Source organism: Gordonia jacobaea, assembly GCF_965344965.1.
Taxonomy (GTDB): domain Bacteria; phylum Actinomycetota; class Actinomycetes; order Mycobacteriales; family Mycobacteriaceae; genus Gordonia; species Gordonia jacobaea.
In genome coordinates this window covers 40,443-55,977 of the sequence record NZ_CBDRLS010000007.1, presented here as the reverse complement: position 1 = coordinate 55,977, position 15,535 = coordinate 40,443, and the positions used below count along the sequence as shown (strand labels likewise).

The window sequence follows — 15,535 nt, the reverse complement described above, 5'->3', positions numbered from 1 at the left end:
AACATACATTCGAGGTCTGACAATTCCGTCCGACCAGGTGAAAGCGTTAGCAGCCGGTGTTTCGGACGGTGTGACGAATCATCTCGACGACGTTCAATCCCGGTCTGGTGAGTTCGAGGGCGCCCGTTGACGACAGGACCGCTATCCCGTGTAGCGCGACCCACAGTGAGGCTGCGGCCCTTTCGGGATCTGTTGTACGACCGCTCTTCTGGATGACGGACACCAGCCACTCGTACAGCGGGCGCGACGCGTTTCGAAGCTCGGCGCCCGACCCCTCGAGTAGGTCGTGACGAAAGATGAGCGTGAACATCGCAGGTCTGCGTTGCGCGAAGTCGACGTAGGCGAGCCCGATCTCCACGAGGTCGTGGTCGGACGCGAGGTCTGCAGTTTTGAGTGCTTCAGCTAGATCGTGCAGGCCCACTTCGGCGATTCCTGCAAGCAGGCTCCGGTGCGTCGGAAACCAGCGTCGGGGCGCTCCGTGAGACACGCCGGCGCGCCTCGCGATCGCCCGCAATCCGACGTCGGCAGAGCCTGTCTCCTCCAGCAATTCGATGCCCGCACGTACAAGTGCGGATCTGGTGTCTTCGACGGTCACGTAGACAGTGTCTCCTATCTCGTGTAGACACTGTCTATGCGTTTGTGGACAGCATTGGTTTATCACGTGTGCCGATACCTCTTGATCGGGCCGACGCTGTACGTGTTTGGGCGGCCGAAAGTCACGGGCCGCGAGCACATCCCACGATGCGGGCCGGTGATCTTGGCGGCCAACCACCTCGCCGTGCTGGACTCGTTCTATCTGACACTCGCTGTGAGGCGACATGTGACGTTTCTGGCGAAGCGCGAATACTTCGACAAGCCTGGGCTTTTCGGCCGGACGCAACGATGGTTCTTTGCGGCAATGGGGCAGATCGGCGTCGACCGGCGAGGGGGTAGCGCGTCGTCGGCGTCGCTGCGAGCCGCGACGACGATCCTCGCGCACGGAGGGGCGTGGGGCATTCATCCCGAGGGCACACGCTCGCCGGACGGTCGGCTCTATAGAGGCCGAACCGGTGCTGTTCGAGTCGCAATGGACACGGGCGCACCCCTGATACCAGTCGCGATCACGGGAACGAGACCGGGATCTGCGGTGCGCTGGTGGCAGCAGCGGGTCTGTATTCACATTCTCGAGCCACTGGAACTCGGTCCGTATCGCGTCGAAGGAGCGGCCGGCATCAGGGCGGCGACTGACGAGTTGATGCGCAGGATCTCGACGCAGACCGGGCAGTCATACGTCAATACGTATGCGCGAGAGTGGAAGTCGCATGCGGAAGAGTCCGACGCAGCGTGATGGTTGTCCGCGTGCGCGGCTCGCGCGGTCGAGTTGTCGGCCCGGGGTTCTGCAGTCTGCAGCGCTGCGTCAGGTTGGCGTGGTGCTAGACGGCTTGGCGATCTGTATGACGTAGACGCCGGAAATGGGTGCCTATTGTCATACGGATCTGCAGCGCTGCGGCGGGTCGGCGTGGTGCTCGACCGCCCAGCGATCCGTATGACGTTTACCCCCAAAATCGGGGCCGACTGTCATACGGATCAGCCCGCGGCGCGGTCGTCGGTACCGTGGACAGCAAAGCGCAAGGAGGCGTCTACCTGTATGCAGTCACCCGTCCGCGATTATCTGACCGAGGTCCTCGATTCGCTCGATGCCGAGCGCGGCGGAGCCGTCGCCGACTACATCCCGGACCTGGCCGAGGCCAACCCCGATCTGTTCGCCATCGCAGTCACAACGGTCGACGGCCGCACGTACTGCGTCGGCGACGACGAGGTCGAGTTCTCCATCCAGTCGATCTCCAAGCCGCTCGCCTACGCGGCGGCTCTGGCCGACCGCGGATTTGACACTGTGCTGGAGAAGGTGGGCGTCGAACCGTCGGGCGAGGCATTCAACGAACTCTCCCTCGAGAGCGGTACCTGCCGGCCGCGCAACCCGATGATCAACGCCGGCGCGATAACCACCCACGGGCTGCTCGTCGACGACGATGCCGACGTCGACTCCCGCGTCGAGCGGGCGCGCAGCTTCTTCTCCACGCTGGCCGGACGCGAACTGACCGTCGACCAAGCGCTGCACAAGTCCGAGATGGACTCGGCCGACCGCAATCTCGCGATCGCGCACATGCTGCGCAACTACGGAATCGTTGACGATGCGCCGCACGACATCGTCGACGGATACATCCAACAGTGCTCAATCATGGTGACCGCCAAGGATCTTGCCGTGATCGGAGCGTGCTTCGCCAACGGCGGCGTGCACCCCGTCTCCGGCGAGCGGGTGATGAGTCGACGGATCGCGCGCCAGGTGATGTCGGTGATGGCAGGCTGCGGCATGTACGACGGCGCGGGGGAGTGGTTGACCACCGTCGGAATTCCGGCGAAAAGCGGTGTGGCGGGCGGACTTCTGGGAACACTGCCCGGCCAATGCGGCATCGCCGTCTTCTCGCCACGGCTCGACGAACACGGCAACAGCACGCGCGGCGTGTTGGCCTTTCGTCGACTGTCAACCGACATGAACATGCACATGGTCGACGCCGAGCCCTACGGAACCACCGTGCTGCGCGACGTCCGAACCTCCGACGATTCGACGACGTTCGAACTACAGGGAGTCATCCAGTTCAGTGGCGCAGAGTACGTCCTCGACAATCTGGCTGCCGACGAAACAGGCACCCCGACTGTGGTTTTCGACGTCAGTCAGGTCAGCCACTTCGCCGACGTCGGGCGTCGGATGATCTTGGAGGGCATGCGTCGTGTCCGCGAGGACGGGCGCCGCGTCGTATTGATTGATCCCGACGACACGTTGCCCGACCCCGATCTGGGCGACGGAAGCTATCCGGACAGATCATGACTGGTGATGCGCGGCAGGCACGCGCGCGGACGAACCACACCGAGGACACGAATCGGCGAATGCTGCGCGCGCGTGATGCGATGGATTGCCGGTTCGCTGAACCCCTGGACCTTGCTGCGCTGGCGGCGATTGCGCACGTGTCGGAGTCGCACTTCAGCCGCGTGTTCAAGGCGACCTTCGGCGAAACGCCGCACCGCTACCTCCAACGACGACGGATTGAGCGAGCGTCGTCAATGCTGCGCGAGACGCAGCTGTCGATCAGCGACATCAGCACCGCAGTCGGGTTCAGCAGTTTCGCGACATTCACCAGGACCTTCGGGCAGATCATGGGCGAGACACCCACCGCGCATCGCCGTCACGCTGGCGACCACGGTGCGCCGATCTGCGCGGTCAAGGCGCTACGTCGGCCGGCATGAGCATCTGTCACGAACAGAGCAGTTTTGGACAAGTGAGACCGGGGCAGCGTGGGTAGCGTTCCCGCCATGCCCAACACGATCATCCTGTCCCAGATCTACGTACTCGACCACGATGAAGCCCTCGACTTCTACGTCGGCAACCTCGGCTTCGAGGTGCACTCCGATGTCGACATGGGTTTCATGCGATGGCTCACCATCAATCTGCCGTCCGACCCCGACCGCCAACTCATGTTGGAGATCCCCGGGCCGCCGTCTTTGAGCCCGGAGACCGCAGCCCAGGTCCGCGACCTATTGACGAAAGGTGCTGGCGGTGGCTGGTTTTCGATGTCAACCGATGATGCCTACGCGACCGCAGACGCACTTCGGGCCAAGGGTGTCGACTTCACCGATGAACCGACCGATCGTGACTACGGCATCGATTTCGGTATCCGCGACCCGTTCGGCAACCGAATCCGCATCGGACAGATGAAGTCTCGCCCCTGAGTGTCGCGAGCGTGACTTCGGGTGCGTCTAGACCGGCAGCTTGCGGAAGACCTTGCGCGGGATGTGGCGCAGCACGGTCATGATGAACCGGAAAGTGCCAGGCACCCAGACGATTTCCTTGTTGTCGTCGACGGCCTTGATGACGGCCTTGGCGACGACGTCCTTGTTGACGGTGAGCGGCGCTTCTTTGACGTTCGCCGACAGTCGGGTCCGCACCTGGCCGGGACGCACGACGAGGACGTGCACGCCGTCGTCGGCCAGCGCCTCGCCGAGGCCGAGGTAGAAGCCGTCGAGACCTGCCTTCGACGACCCGTACACAAAGTTGCTGCGTCGAACACGCTCGCCCGCAACCGAACTCATCGCGACGATCTGCGCCCGACCCTGGTGCTTCATCTTGTCGCCGAGCAGCACACCAACACTGACCGCGGCGGTGTAGTTGATGGTCGCCTCGGTGACGGCCTTGCGCTGGTCCTGCCAGACCTCTTCGTCGTCGAACTGCACACCGGCAGCGACGATCGCGAGGTCGACATCGCCTCCGGCAAAAGCCTTCTCGATGGTCTCGGGGTGCGTCTCGGGCTTCGTCGCGTCGTAGTCGATGAGCTCGACCGACGTCGCACCCGCCTTGCGCATGGTGTCTGCTGCGGCGTCGGCCGTCGGATCACCGGGCACGACGGCGAGAATGACGCGGGCGGGTCCACGAACGAGGAACTCGCTGGCAATGGCGAGTCCGATCTCGGAACTGCCACCGAGGATCAGGATCGACTGCGGCGAATCGACGGCGTTGAACATTTGTTGGTGTCTCCTCGGGTGTTGGGAAGTAAATGGTGGTCTGAACGGGCAACCGGACTCGGCCGCAACGCAATTCAGTACAAGCGAGCCGAGTTCGCGTCAGTTGAGTTCAAGTCGTCGGCCCATGTCGGACAGGAACACCCCGGTCGGATCGATCTCGCGACGCTTGGCGATCCACTTGTCGATCTCCGGGTACATCTTGTGGAAGTGCTCGGCAGACGTGCGCGAATCCTTTGCGGTGTACAGCCTTCCGCCGATCTCCATGACACGACGGTCCATGTCGTTGAGGAACTCCGCGAGCCCTGCACGCAGCGGGAAGTCGAGGCAGACGTTCCAGCCCTCGAACGGGAACGACAGCGGCGCTTTGGGATTGCCCTTGCCGAACAGCTTGATCACGTTGAGGAAGCTGATGTGACCCGACGCCTGGATGTCGGTGATGATCTTCTTGAACTCGTCCTCGTTGCCCTTGGGAACGATGAACTGGTACTGCGTGAATCCGCCGCCCTTGCCGTACGCGACGGGGCGTCCGTAGGCGTTGTTCCAGTTCCCGATCAGATCGAGCGGGTGATAGAACTGCGGCAGACTCTCGATGACGTCGCGCTTGTTCGATCCGGCCCGGTAGTAGAGCTCGCCGATGAGTCCGAAGTCGAATTTGTTGTCGAGCCCACGCGGGAAGATGTTCGGCAGCGTGATCAGTGGCTTCGGGTTGAACTTGAGCGGGTCCTTCTTGAGCTTGTCCGGCAGTTCGTCGAATGTCGCCAGGTTGCCGCGGCTGAACGAACCGCGACCGAGCTTCGGGGCGGCGCTCATCGTGTCGAACCAGCCGGACGCGTACTCGTAGCCGTCCTCGTAGTTGTCCTCGAGGTGCAGCGCGATGGTCTCGTCGAGGTTGTTGGTGGTGAAGGTGTCTGCCTTGAAGTAGGCCGTCTCGGTGCGCTTGAGCTTGATCTTCACCCGCAGCACGATGCCCGTCAGGCCGATACCCGCCACCGTGCACCAGAACAGCGAGCCGTCGGGGTCGTCGGGCGAACCCTCGGGAGTCAGGGTGAGAATCCGACCGTCTGCAACAAGCAGTTGCATCTCGGTGACGTGATCGCCGAACGCGCCGGTCGCGTGGTGGTTCTTGCCGTGGATGTCGTGCGCGATTGCGCCACCGATCGTGACCTGCCGCGTACCGGGCATCACCGGCACCCAGAAGCCGCGGGGCACGACCACCTTCATCAGGTGGTCGATCGAGAGGCCTGCGTCGACGTCGACGATGCCGGTCTCTTCGTCGAGCGAATAGATCCTGGTCAGCGGCGTCATGTCGACGGTCAGGCCACCGGAATTCTGCGCCGACTCGTTGTACGAGCGGCCAAGTCCACGGGCGATGACCCCACGCTTGAGGTAGTCCGGTTTGTCCGCGTTGTCGTCGGCGACCCGAGCCACCGCATCGGCGATGACCTCGGGGTATGGCGTCGACAGGACATGCCCGGTGATCGGGGTGGTACGTGACCATCCGGCCAGCGTGCGCGTGGTGATCGGCAGGAGCTCTTCAGTAGACATCGTTAGGGATCTTACCGCGACGGCAGATACGCCCGACGCAGCTTGTCAGCCTTCGAGCACCAACGCCGCCGCGTTGTGTCCGGGTATGCCACTGACACCACCGCCTCGACGCGCCGCCGCACCGGCAAGCAACATGCGGGGGTGCCGCGTCTCGACGCCCCATTGCCCGACGGCGTCCCGGTCTGGTGCCCACGGCCACTGCAGGCTCCGGTGGAAGATGTTGCCGCCGGGCAGCCCCAGCGCTGCCTCGAGATCCTGCGGCGTCTTGGCTTCGATACACGGATTGCCGTGGGCGTCGGTGCAGATCACAGACTGAATGGGTTCTGCGAGAACAGAATTCAACGAGTTCAGAGTGGCTTCGACGGCCCTGCTGGTTGCCGACGGCGCGTCGAAAACCGCCGGAGGCATCTGGAGTCCGAAGAGCGTCAGAGTGTGGCATCCGGCGAGCTCTGGTCCGAGGATTGATCTGTCTGACAGTGTGTGACAGTAGATTTCACACGGCGGGACGCTCGGGACCTTGTCGATGCTCGCCCGCTGCCACGCCGCATGCAGTTGGCCGTACGACTCGTTGATGTGGAACGTCCCGGAGAACGCCGCGTCGGGGAGCACTGATCCATCACGTAGCGCCGGCAGCCGATCGAGCAGCATATTGATCTTCAATTGTGCTCCGGCGGTGTCGGATTCGACGTCGAGCGGAACATCGAGGCAGTCGTTGATCGACTGCGGCGCACACCCGACGTAGAGCATCGAGGCGCGAAGGGTGGTCTCGACTCGGCTGCTCGCTACGCTCGCGGCCGGCTCGACCAGCGGGGATGGGCTGCTCGCTGCGCTCGCGGCCGGCTCGACCAGCGGTTGGGGGCCAGCCGCGGAGTGGACGTACTCGACCGTGCCGTCGGTCGGGTCGATGCCCGTGATCCGCGCGCCGGTCACGATGCGTGCGCCCGCGGAGACGGCGGCTTCGTAGAGCGCGCCCGATACCGCACCCATGCCGCCGACCGGGACGTCCCAGTCGCCGGTGCCGCCGCCGATCAGGTGGTAGAGGAAGCAGATGTTCTGGCGCAGTCGGGCGTCGTGGAGGTCGGCAAAGGTGCCGATCAGCGCGTCGGTGGCGACGACGCCGCGCACCACGTCGTCGGCAAAGTAGCGCTCGATGAGTTCGCCGAGTGGACGTTCGGTGAGCATCTCCCAGATCTCGGCGAGTGAGGTGTCGAGGCCGGCAGCACCCGTCGCGCCTGCTACCAGGTCTCGCAGCTCGTCGCGGCTGCGCAGCGGTTCGATCAGCGTCGGGAAGACGCGACGTGCGATTTCACCCATGCGGCCGTAAAACCATTGCCACGACGCGAACTCCGTGTCGTCGCCGGTGATGCGTCGAAACGATTCGGCGGTCGCAGACTCGTCCGCATTGTCGACGAGCAGGCCGCGAGTGGGGTCGGTGGGCAGCGGCGTGTACGACGAGTAGCGGCGTCGAATCAGCGAAATGTCCAGGTCCAGGTCGGTGATGATCTCGCGCGGCAGCAGCGACACCAGGTACGAGTAGCGCGAAAGATGTGCGGGCACACCGGGAAACGGCGTCGCGGAGACGGTGGCACCGCCTACGTGGTCTGCACGCTCGAGCACCAGAACTCGACGTCCCGCACGCGCGAGGTACGCGGCAGCCGTCAGTCCGTTGTGACCCGCACCGATGATGATGTCGTCGAAGCGTTCCATGCATCGAGCATGACCACCGTCGTGACATGTTGTCGAGGGTCGAGGTACCCGACCGGTCGCTACGCGGTGTCGGGTCGGGCACTTCGGATACGTCATGGTCACGATGCGTCAACGACGGGGGTTGTTCACCGGGCACGATCGGTCGTCGCGACCATATCCTTGTGAGCGTGGACATCCCCTCGGTCGAACTCTCGTCTGGATTCCGGTTACCTCTCGTCGGCCTCGGAACCTACGACATGCTCGGCATGCCCTGCGTCGACGCCGTGTCCGACGCACTCCGGTCCGGATATCGCATGCTCGACACCGCGTCGAGGTACTCCAACGAACTCAGCGTCGGGATGGGGTTGCGTGAATCGGGCGTCGCGCGCGACGAGGTTGCTGTGCAGACGAAACTCGGCGGTGGCGACCAGGGATTCGACGAGGCGATCAACGCGGCCAAGGAGAGCGCTCGACGGCTCGGCGTCGCGCATATCGACATCTACCTGATTCATTGGCCATGCCCGAGCCTCGGTCGAACCGTCGACTCCTGGAAGGCGCTGCTGACCCTCGCGGACGAGGGGTTCATCACCGTGCCAGGTGTGTCGAACTTCAAGGCGCATCAACTGCAGATGCTCTACGACGAAACGGGCGTCTGGCCGCAGGTCAACCAGATCCAGTGCTCACCTGCACTCGCACGAGATGAGTTGCGCGAGTTCATGTCCGAGCGTGGAATCGTCGCGCAGGCGTGGCATCCGACCGGTCGTAAGGAAGGCATGCTCGGCGACGCCGTGATCATCAGACTCGCACGCAAGTACGGCAAGTCGCCGACGCAGATCGCGCTGCGCTGGTCGGTGCAGCAGGGCATCTCGGTGGTACCCAAGTCGTCGCATCGCGGTCGGCAACTCGAGAACGCCGACCTCTTCGACTTCTCCTTCGACGCCGCCGACCTGGCAGAACTGGCAACGCTCGACCGTGGCGAGAAGGCGGCCCGCGACTCGGACGTCGAAGAGGAGTTCTGAAACAGCGCTAGCCGGGCACCGTCTAGGGTGGCAGGGTGCAAGACGCAACCTCCGACGACGGGCACGACCACAAGTCGCGGCACGAAGACTTCAAGACGCGCCACGCGCCGACGCCGATCGAACTACCCGTCGACGATGCGGAGGCCTCGACCGACGTTTCGCTGAAGACCCAGATACTTCGGTTCGTCATCAGCGGCGTGATCTCCGGCATCCTCGACTTCGGGCTGACCACGATCCTGCAGTTCGGTTTCGGGTTGCCGCCCGTGGTGTCGAAGGCCGTCGGCTTCATCTGCGGCACCACCTGTGCGTACATCATCAACCGTCGCTGGACATTCCGCGCATCGCCGAGTGCGGCTCGGTTCATCGCGGTCGCACTGCTCTACTGCTGCACGTTCTTCGTCAACGTCGGCATCTACACCTGGCTGGCGCAGGTCTGGGAGCACACGTTCCTCAACAGCCTCATCGCGTATGTGATCGCACAGGGTACGGCGACGGTCATCAACTTCGTGGTGCAGCGCACCGTCATCTTCCGAGTCACGTAGTCGTGCCGACCGCGGTTGTCGTCGGCGCGGGCCCGAACGGGTTGTCGGCAGCGGTCCGACTCGCGCAGGCGGGGCTCGACGTCACGGTCCTCGAGGGTGCAGACACGATCGGCGGCGGCACGCGGTCGGGTCCGTTCGACGACGAGTTTCCAGAGATCATCGTCGACCATTGCTCTGCGTTCCATCCGCTGGGGTCGTCGTCGCCCTATCTGCGCACCCTGCCCCTCGCCGAGCACGGACTGCGCTGGTCCTGGCCCGACATCGACTGCGCGCACCCGCGCGACGACGGCAGCGCTGCACTTCTGTTCCGCGACATCGAGCGCACCGCCGCCGGTTTCGCCGACGCGGGGTTCCCAGGGGCGGGTGACCGATGGATCGGGCTGCTCGGCACGGTCTCGACGCACTTTCCCGAGATCGCCGACGACGTGCTCTCGCCGATGCTGGCATTGCCGCAGCACCCACTGCTGCTGGCGCGTTTCGGGTTGCCCGCGCTGATGCCTGCGACGGCCCTTGCCCGCTTCCTCGGTCCGCACGCGGGCGCACTGTTCACCGGCATGGCCGCGCACGGTTTCACCCGCCTCGACCTTCCGGGAAGCTCTGCTGCCGGACTCATGCTGACCGCAGCGGGTCACCACGGCGGCTGGCCGGTGGCGGTCGGCGGGTCGTCGGCGATCACGACCGCGCTCGCCGGACTGCTGCGCTCGCTCGGCGGCACGATCGAGACCGGACACACCGTCTCCGACCTTGCGCAGATCCCCGCCGACATCGTGATCCTCGACGTTATGCCGGGCTCAGCCGCCGACATCCTCGGTGCGCGCCAGCCCGCACGCGTCGCTCGGTCGTATCGGCGCTGGCGGCGTGGCTCGGCGGCGTTCAAGGTCGACTACGTGATCGACGACGAGGTCGGCTGGACGGCGCGTGACTGCGCTCGTGCGGGCACCGTGCACGTCGGTGGCGAGGCGTCGGACATCGCGAAGGCCGAAGCCGACGTCGTCGCGGGACGGATGCCTCGTCGTCCGTTCACCCTCGTCGGGCAGCAGTGGGTCGCCGACGAGAGTCGAGCGTCGGGGAGTCTCAAGCCGCTGTGGGCCTATGCCCATGTGCCGCAGGGATATTCGGGTGACGCGACCGAGTATATGACCTCACAGATCGAGCGCTTCGCTCCGGGCTTCCGCAAGAGGATCGTCGCGGTTCGTGCGACGACGCCTGCCGAATTGGAGCGGTCGAATCCGAACTATCCCGGCGGCGACATCGGCGGTGGACGCAACGACCTCGTGCACCTCGTCGCCCGACCACGCCTCACGCCGTCGCCGTACTCGACGGGAGTCGACGGCGTGTACCTGTGCTCGGCCGCGACGCCACCTGGTGGTGGAGCGCATGGAATGTGCGGCTTCGGTGCCGCCCAGGCCGCGCTGGCCGGGCTCCGCTGAGGACGTGACGGTAGCTGTCGGTCGCACGAACGACATGTAACGCGTGTGTCCGAGGGCCCGACAGAACTGATACGCGAGTTCGGTCGCGATGGTCAGCCCGATTCGACCGAATGCGTTGCGACGGCGCCGACTTGTGCGGCAGTGGTGTTCAGGTGTCAGTGACAGGGTGTTCACAGGCCTTGGGTTACTGTGGCCGTCGGGGCCGACACGTGTGGCGCGAGAGCCCCCGAAGAGATGAATGGGATGCAATGTCGACAGCAGCACAGCCGACCACGACCGATACCCCGCACACGGACCCGTCTGATTTGCGCGAGATGACCAATTCTCCTTCGGGCCGCCTGCTCGTCCAGCGCACGCTGTTCACCGGTCCGGATACCCGGATCGAGCCGGGGATATACGCCGACACCGACCTCTCCAGGGTGCGACTCGATCGCCGCAGGGCTCATCTCGGACCCGGGGCGCGACTGTCGGCGAACACCTACTTCGGACGTTTTCCCGCAGCCTTTTGGCAGAGCTACACCCGCGTGCGGTCCGTCCGCCTCGAATTCGACCACGACTGCGCACCCGGCACGACGCTGCGGATCGACATCCGTGCCTCCGACATCAGCGGTCGCGAACGTCCGGTGCAGACCGCGGAGGTATCGGGACAGGGCCATGTGAGCTTCGACCTCGACGTCAAGCGATTCATCGACGGTGGAGCCATCTGGTTCGAGTTGACCGCCATCGACGGGCCAGCAAGCATCTCCGGCGTCGAGTGGAGCGTGGACTCTCGGGTCCGTGACCGGCCCGTGTCTGTCGTCATGTGCACGCACAACCGTCCGGCCGACGCGGTGGCGACCGTGTTGGCGCTCGCATCCGATCCCGTCGTGCTCGAGCGCGTCGCCGCCGTGTACGTCGTCGACCAGGGCACCGACCGCGTCGCCGACCAGGCGCGGTTCAGCGAGGTCACCGCGGTACTCGGCGACCGTCTGCACTACATCACTCAGCCCAACCTCGGCGGCGCGGGAGGATTCAACCGCGGTATCCACGAGGTCACCAAGGGCGGCAGCCACGACACCGACATCGTCGTGATGGACGACGACATCACGTGCGAACCCGAGTCCATCCTCCGGCTGACCTCCTTTGCCAACAGCACGGCGCGACCGATGCTCGTCGGTTCGCAGATGTTGCTGGCGTCGGAGACCTACCGGGTGCACATGACCGGCGAGTGGGAAGCGCTCGACGAGCTCAAGGCCGGACGTCCCGGTGCGTACGGCAAGCAGGGACTCAACGCGCTCGAGAAGCAACAGGACGCGCGCACCGACGCCGGATGGAACGGTTGGTGGTCGTGCCTGCTCCCGGTCGAGGCGGTCTATGCGGCTGGACTCTCACTGCCGCTGTTCTTCCAGTGGGATGACATCGAGTTCGGTATTCGCGCGCGCCGCAACGGTTTTCCGACCGCCACGCTGCCCAACGCGGGCGTCTGGCACGCCGACTTCCACCTCAAGGACTACGACGACTGGTCGCGCTACTTCAGTTGGCGTAACGCGCTCATCGTCGCGGCGATCCACGGACCGTACGACCCGAAGCACCTCGCGACCGTCATCGCCAAGGAGGTCGGCGCGCACATAGTCTCCATGCGCTACGGGCTCGCCGCGACTTTCCTTCTGGCCGTTCGTGATTTCCTGCGCGGACCGTCGATCCTCGACGACGGCGGAATGTCGAAGCTGTCCGAGTTGAAGGAACTGCGTGCGCAGTATCCGGACACGGTCATCCGCGACAGCGCCGACGTGTTCGTCGACGCCGATCCCAACACGAGGATCTCACGCCGCGGACCGCTGCCGGACGAAGACAAAGAGACTCGCGTGCTGGTCAAACGTGCTGTGCAGCAATGGCTCGGCCGGGTATCGCCAGCACCCGTCTCCATTTCTGCCGACGACGGACGGTGGTGGCACGTCGGGCTCTTCTCGTCGGCCATCGTCACCGATTCGTCGCAGACGGGTGTACGAGTCAGGCGGCGCGACAAGCAGATCGCGGTCCGGCTCGGACGAGAACTCGCACAGTTGTGCCTCGAACTGCGTCGTGACGGACTCGACGTCGCCGAGCAGTGGCGAGGAGCCATGCCCGAACTGACGAGTCGCGAGAACTGGACGAGATTGTTTGACGGCGACTGAACGACTCCGCTCCGCCCGACCCGCAGTGGTGGTCGGGATCTTTGGAGTGGTGTTGTGCGCGTTCGGTTCCTGGCGTCCGTCGCTCTGGTACGACGAGGCCGCGACGGTGTCTGCGGTGCACCGTCCACTGTCGGCGATGTGGGATCTGCTCGCTCTGACCGACGCCGTCCACGCGCTCTACTACCTGTGCATGCATGTGTGGACCAAGGTGTTCGGGCTGTCGGAGTTCTCGCTGAGGTTTCCCTCCGCACTGGCGATCGGCATCGCCGCGGGTCTGCTCGTCGTTCTCGGTGCGCGACTGTGGGATACGCGTTTCGGTGTCATCGCCGGCCTCGTGCTCCTGTGCCTGCCGCGCACGACCTGGGCGGGCTCTGAGGCCCGATCCTATGCCGGCACAATCGCTCTAGCCATCGCCATGACGCTTGTCCTGCTGATCGCGCTCGACGTCGACGACGGTGCCTCTCGGCGTCGACGCTGGGGGTGGTGGGCGGCATACGTCGCGATCTGTGTCGTCGGCGTGGTGTGGTTCTTCTTCACCATCGCACTGCTCTCCGCGCACCTACTGATCGTGCTGGTGCGGGCTCGAGGTCGAGATAGGTCCCGATTACGCTGGACGGTAGGCGCTTTCGTGATCTCCGGGATTCTCGTGTGCGCAGTCGTTTCGCCGTTTGCGCGCGTCGTGGTCTCGCAGCGCGGGCAGATTTCGTGGGTCGAGCAGATGTCGCCACGGACGCTCGGCAACTATGCCCGATTCGAGTTCTTCGACGGCGCAACCATTTTCCTCATTGTCGGCGCTCTCGTAGTCGCGGTAGGACTCGCCGCTGCTGCGGTACTCGGTGCCGGCGGTCGATGGTCGATCCTGGTCATCGGACTGCTGTGGGTCTTCGTGCCCGCGGCACTCGTGTTCGTCTTCTCGTGGTTGGTCGACGCTGTCTATACACCCCGCTATCTGATCTTCACAGCAGGTGGACTGGCGCTGATCCTGGCGTGGGCGGTGCGCCAGATCGGACGTGACCGTGTGTGGGTGGCAGCGCTTCTCGTCGTGGTGCTGGCCGCGGCCGCGACGCCGTCGTACCTCGCCGACCGCAGCGCGTACGGCCGACTCGGCGGCACCGACTTCTCCGAGGCTGCAGACTTCATCGGCGCCAACGCACACCCCGGCGACTGCGTCGCCTTCTCCACCGCGCCGACGTGGAGTCCGGTCTCGCAGCGAGTCGTCTTGCGCGCCAAGCCCGACGACTTCGCAGGACTCCGCGACGTCGGCCCCTCGATAGATGCGATTCGGGCCGACTCGCTGTGGGACGGCGACAAACCCGTCACCGCCTATCGACCGTTTGCCGAACAGTGCCAGGTGATGTGGGTGATCACCGACAAGGACCGTGACCATGGCTACGTCGTCTACCCCGGCGCCACCGCCTACTGGCTGTTCTCACCCAGCCACTTCGCCTCGACGCCGCTCTACCAACAACTTTCGGCCGCCGGATTGCACGTCGTGCGCCAGGTGCCGTTCAACAACTCACAGGTCGTCGAGATGCGCCGCTGACGTCGAGCGTGTCGACTGGGCGTCGCATCGTGCCGACTGGGCGCCTCATCCCGTCGACCGTGCGTCGCGTCGTGCCGACTGGGCGCTCCAGCGTGCTGAGTGGGCCTCAGCCGTTCACCTTCGCGATCACGTTCTCGGCGTAGGCGTTCAGATGGTCGATCTTGGTCGCGAGCGGCTCGGTGTCGTCGCCCATCACGTACGGAAGGCGGAAGCCGACGATCACATCGGTGATTCCCTTGTCCTCCAACCTCTTACATCCGTCGACCGTGTAGGCGTCGAGTGAGATGACGTGGATCTCGAAGGGGTCGTTGAGTTTTCCCTCCGCCTTGCGGATGTCGGTGATCTTGTCGAGCAGGGCGTCGAGTTCTTCCGCGGGTCCGCCGCCGTGCATCCATCCGTCGCCTCGGATGACGGCTCGACGAAGCGCGGCGTCGGCGTGACCTCCGACGAGGAGTGGGATCGGCTCTGTAGGTGCGGGGGTCATCTTGATGCGTGGGATGTCGTAGAACTCGCCATGGAATTCGAAGTATTCACCCGACGTCAGGCCACGGAAGATGTCCATGCATTCGTCCATGCGCTTGCCACGTCGCGCGAAGTCGACGCCCATGAACTCGTAGTCCTCCGGCCACGGACTGGTGCCGACGCCGAGTGCGAGGCGGTTGTTTGTCAGGTACGCAACAGAACTCGCCTGCTTGGCCACCAATGCGGGCGGCCGCACGGGGAGTTTGAGAACGAACGGCGTGAAGCGGATCGTCGACGTGACGGCACCGAGGGCCGCAGCCTCGATGAACGTCTCGATGAACGCCTTGCCGTCGAGGAACTCACGATTGCCGTCCGGCGTGTACGGATAGGTGGCGTCGGACTCCTCTGGGTACGCGAGCGAGTCGGGAATCGTGAACCCCGCGTACCCGGCCTGCTCGGCCGCCTGGGCGAGTGGTGCGTAGAAGCTGGGATCTGTCATCGCCTCGGCGAAGGTGAACCGCATGTGTCTCCCCTGTGGATCGGTGTCTGATCACAGAGTAGAACACGTTCTAGTTCTGGCGCGGGCGGTCTGCATTTTGCG

Annotated in this window: 14 protein-coding genes; 9 read left to right on the top strand and 5 right to left on the bottom strand. The window is 64.7% G+C overall.

What is annotated here, in order from left to right:
• Nucleotides 1-46 precede the first annotated feature (46 nt).
• The gene (locus tag ACRVY7_RS20760; protein WP_431818475.1) at nt 47-595 is read right to left on the bottom strand and encodes a TetR/AcrR family transcriptional regulator; all 549 of its coding nucleotides are present in this window, start codon (nt 593-595) and stop codon (nt 47-49) included.
• Between the two features lie 36 nt (nt 596-631).
• On the opposite strand from ACRVY7_RS20760, the gene ACRVY7_RS20755 reads away from it, so the two are divergent.
• The 4 genes from ACRVY7_RS20755 to ACRVY7_RS20740 all read left to right on the top strand — a co-directional run bounded on the left by ACRVY7_RS20755 (nt 632) and on the right by ACRVY7_RS20740 (nt 3,765).
• The gene (locus ACRVY7_RS20755) at nt 632-1,327 is read left to right on the top strand and encodes a lysophospholipid acyltransferase family protein (protein WP_431818474.1); all 696 of its coding nucleotides are present in this window, start codon (nt 632-634) and stop codon (nt 1,325-1,327) included.
• A gap of 300 nt (nt 1,328-1,627) precedes the next feature.
• Entirely contained in the window at nt 1,628-2,866 is a 1,239-nt protein-coding gene (locus ACRVY7_RS20750) for a glutaminase (protein WP_431818473.1), read from the top strand.
• A complete protein-coding gene (locus ACRVY7_RS20745) occupies nt 2,863-3,282 on the top strand; it encodes a helix-turn-helix transcriptional regulator (protein WP_049700178.1) in 420 nt (139 codons plus the stop codon). Before ACRVY7_RS20750 ends, ACRVY7_RS20745 begins: the two co-directional genes overlap by 4 nt.
• A 66-nt stretch (nt 3,283-3,348) precedes the next feature.
• Complete coding sequence (locus ACRVY7_RS20740; protein WP_431818472.1) at nt 3,349-3,765, top strand: VOC family protein; 417 nt, start codon at nt 3,349-3,351, stop codon at nt 3,763-3,765.
• A gap of 27 nt (nt 3,766-3,792) precedes the next feature.
• On the opposite strand, the gene dprE2 is transcribed toward ACRVY7_RS20740, so the two are convergent.
• The 3 genes from dprE2 to ACRVY7_RS20725 all read right to left on the bottom strand — a co-directional run bounded on the left by dprE2 (nt 3,793) and on the right by ACRVY7_RS20725 (nt 7,806).
• A complete protein-coding gene (dprE2, locus tag ACRVY7_RS20735; RefSeq protein ID WP_431818471.1) occupies nt 3,793-4,554 on the bottom strand; it encodes a decaprenylphospho-beta-D-erythro-pentofuranosid-2-ulose 2-reductase in 762 nt (253 codons plus the stop codon).
• Between the two features lie 99 nt (nt 4,555-4,653).
• Nucleotides 4,654-6,099: a decaprenylphosphoryl-beta-D-ribose oxidase gene (gene dprE1, locus ACRVY7_RS20730; protein WP_387314326.1), complete on the bottom strand. Its 1,446-nt coding sequence runs from the start codon at nt 6,097-6,099 to the stop codon at nt 4,654-4,656.
• Between the two features lie 45 nt (nt 6,100-6,144).
• The gene (locus ACRVY7_RS20725) at nt 6,145-7,806 is read right to left on the bottom strand and encodes a phytoene desaturase family protein (RefSeq protein WP_431818470.1); all 1,662 of its coding nucleotides are present in this window, start codon (nt 7,804-7,806) and stop codon (nt 6,145-6,147) included.
• A gap of 167 nt (nt 7,807-7,973) precedes the next feature.
• Here ACRVY7_RS20725 and ACRVY7_RS20720 point away from each other — a divergent pair, with 167 nt between their 5' ends.
• The 5 genes from ACRVY7_RS20720 (at nt 7,974) to ACRVY7_RS20700 (ending at nt 14,472) form a co-directional block, all read left to right on the top strand.
• Complete coding sequence (locus tag ACRVY7_RS20720) at nt 7,974-8,804, top strand: aldo/keto reductase (protein ID WP_431818469.1); 831 nt, start codon at nt 7,974-7,976, stop codon at nt 8,802-8,804.
• Nucleotides 8,805-8,839: 35 nt separating this feature from the next.
• The gene (locus ACRVY7_RS20715; RefSeq protein WP_431818468.1) at nt 8,840-9,346 is read left to right on the top strand and encodes a GtrA family protein; all 507 of its coding nucleotides are present in this window, start codon (nt 8,840-8,842) and stop codon (nt 9,344-9,346) included.
• 2 nt (nt 9,347-9,348) lie between these two features.
• Nucleotides 9,349-10,776, top strand: coding sequence for a phytoene desaturase family protein (locus tag ACRVY7_RS20710; RefSeq protein ID WP_431818467.1), 1,428 nt, complete (start codon nt 9,349-9,351; stop codon nt 10,774-10,776).
• Nucleotides 10,777-11,024: 248 nt separating this feature from the next.
• Nucleotides 11,025-12,929: a glycosyltransferase gene (locus ACRVY7_RS20705; RefSeq protein WP_431818466.1), complete on the top strand. Its 1,905-nt coding sequence runs from the start codon at nt 11,025-11,027 to the stop codon at nt 12,927-12,929.
• A complete protein-coding gene (locus ACRVY7_RS20700; protein ID WP_431818465.1) occupies nt 12,916-14,472 on the top strand; it encodes a glycosyltransferase family 39 protein in 1,557 nt (518 codons plus the stop codon). Before ACRVY7_RS20705 ends, ACRVY7_RS20700 begins: the two co-directional genes overlap by 14 nt.
• A gap of 106 nt (nt 14,473-14,578) precedes the next feature.
• Here the strand turns inward: ACRVY7_RS20700 and ACRVY7_RS20695 are convergent, their stop codons facing one another.
• The gene (locus ACRVY7_RS20695; protein WP_431818464.1) at nt 14,579-15,457 is read right to left on the bottom strand and encodes a TIGR03619 family F420-dependent LLM class oxidoreductase; all 879 of its coding nucleotides are present in this window, start codon (nt 15,455-15,457) and stop codon (nt 14,579-14,581) included.
• Nucleotides 15,458-15,535 lie beyond the last annotated feature (78 nt).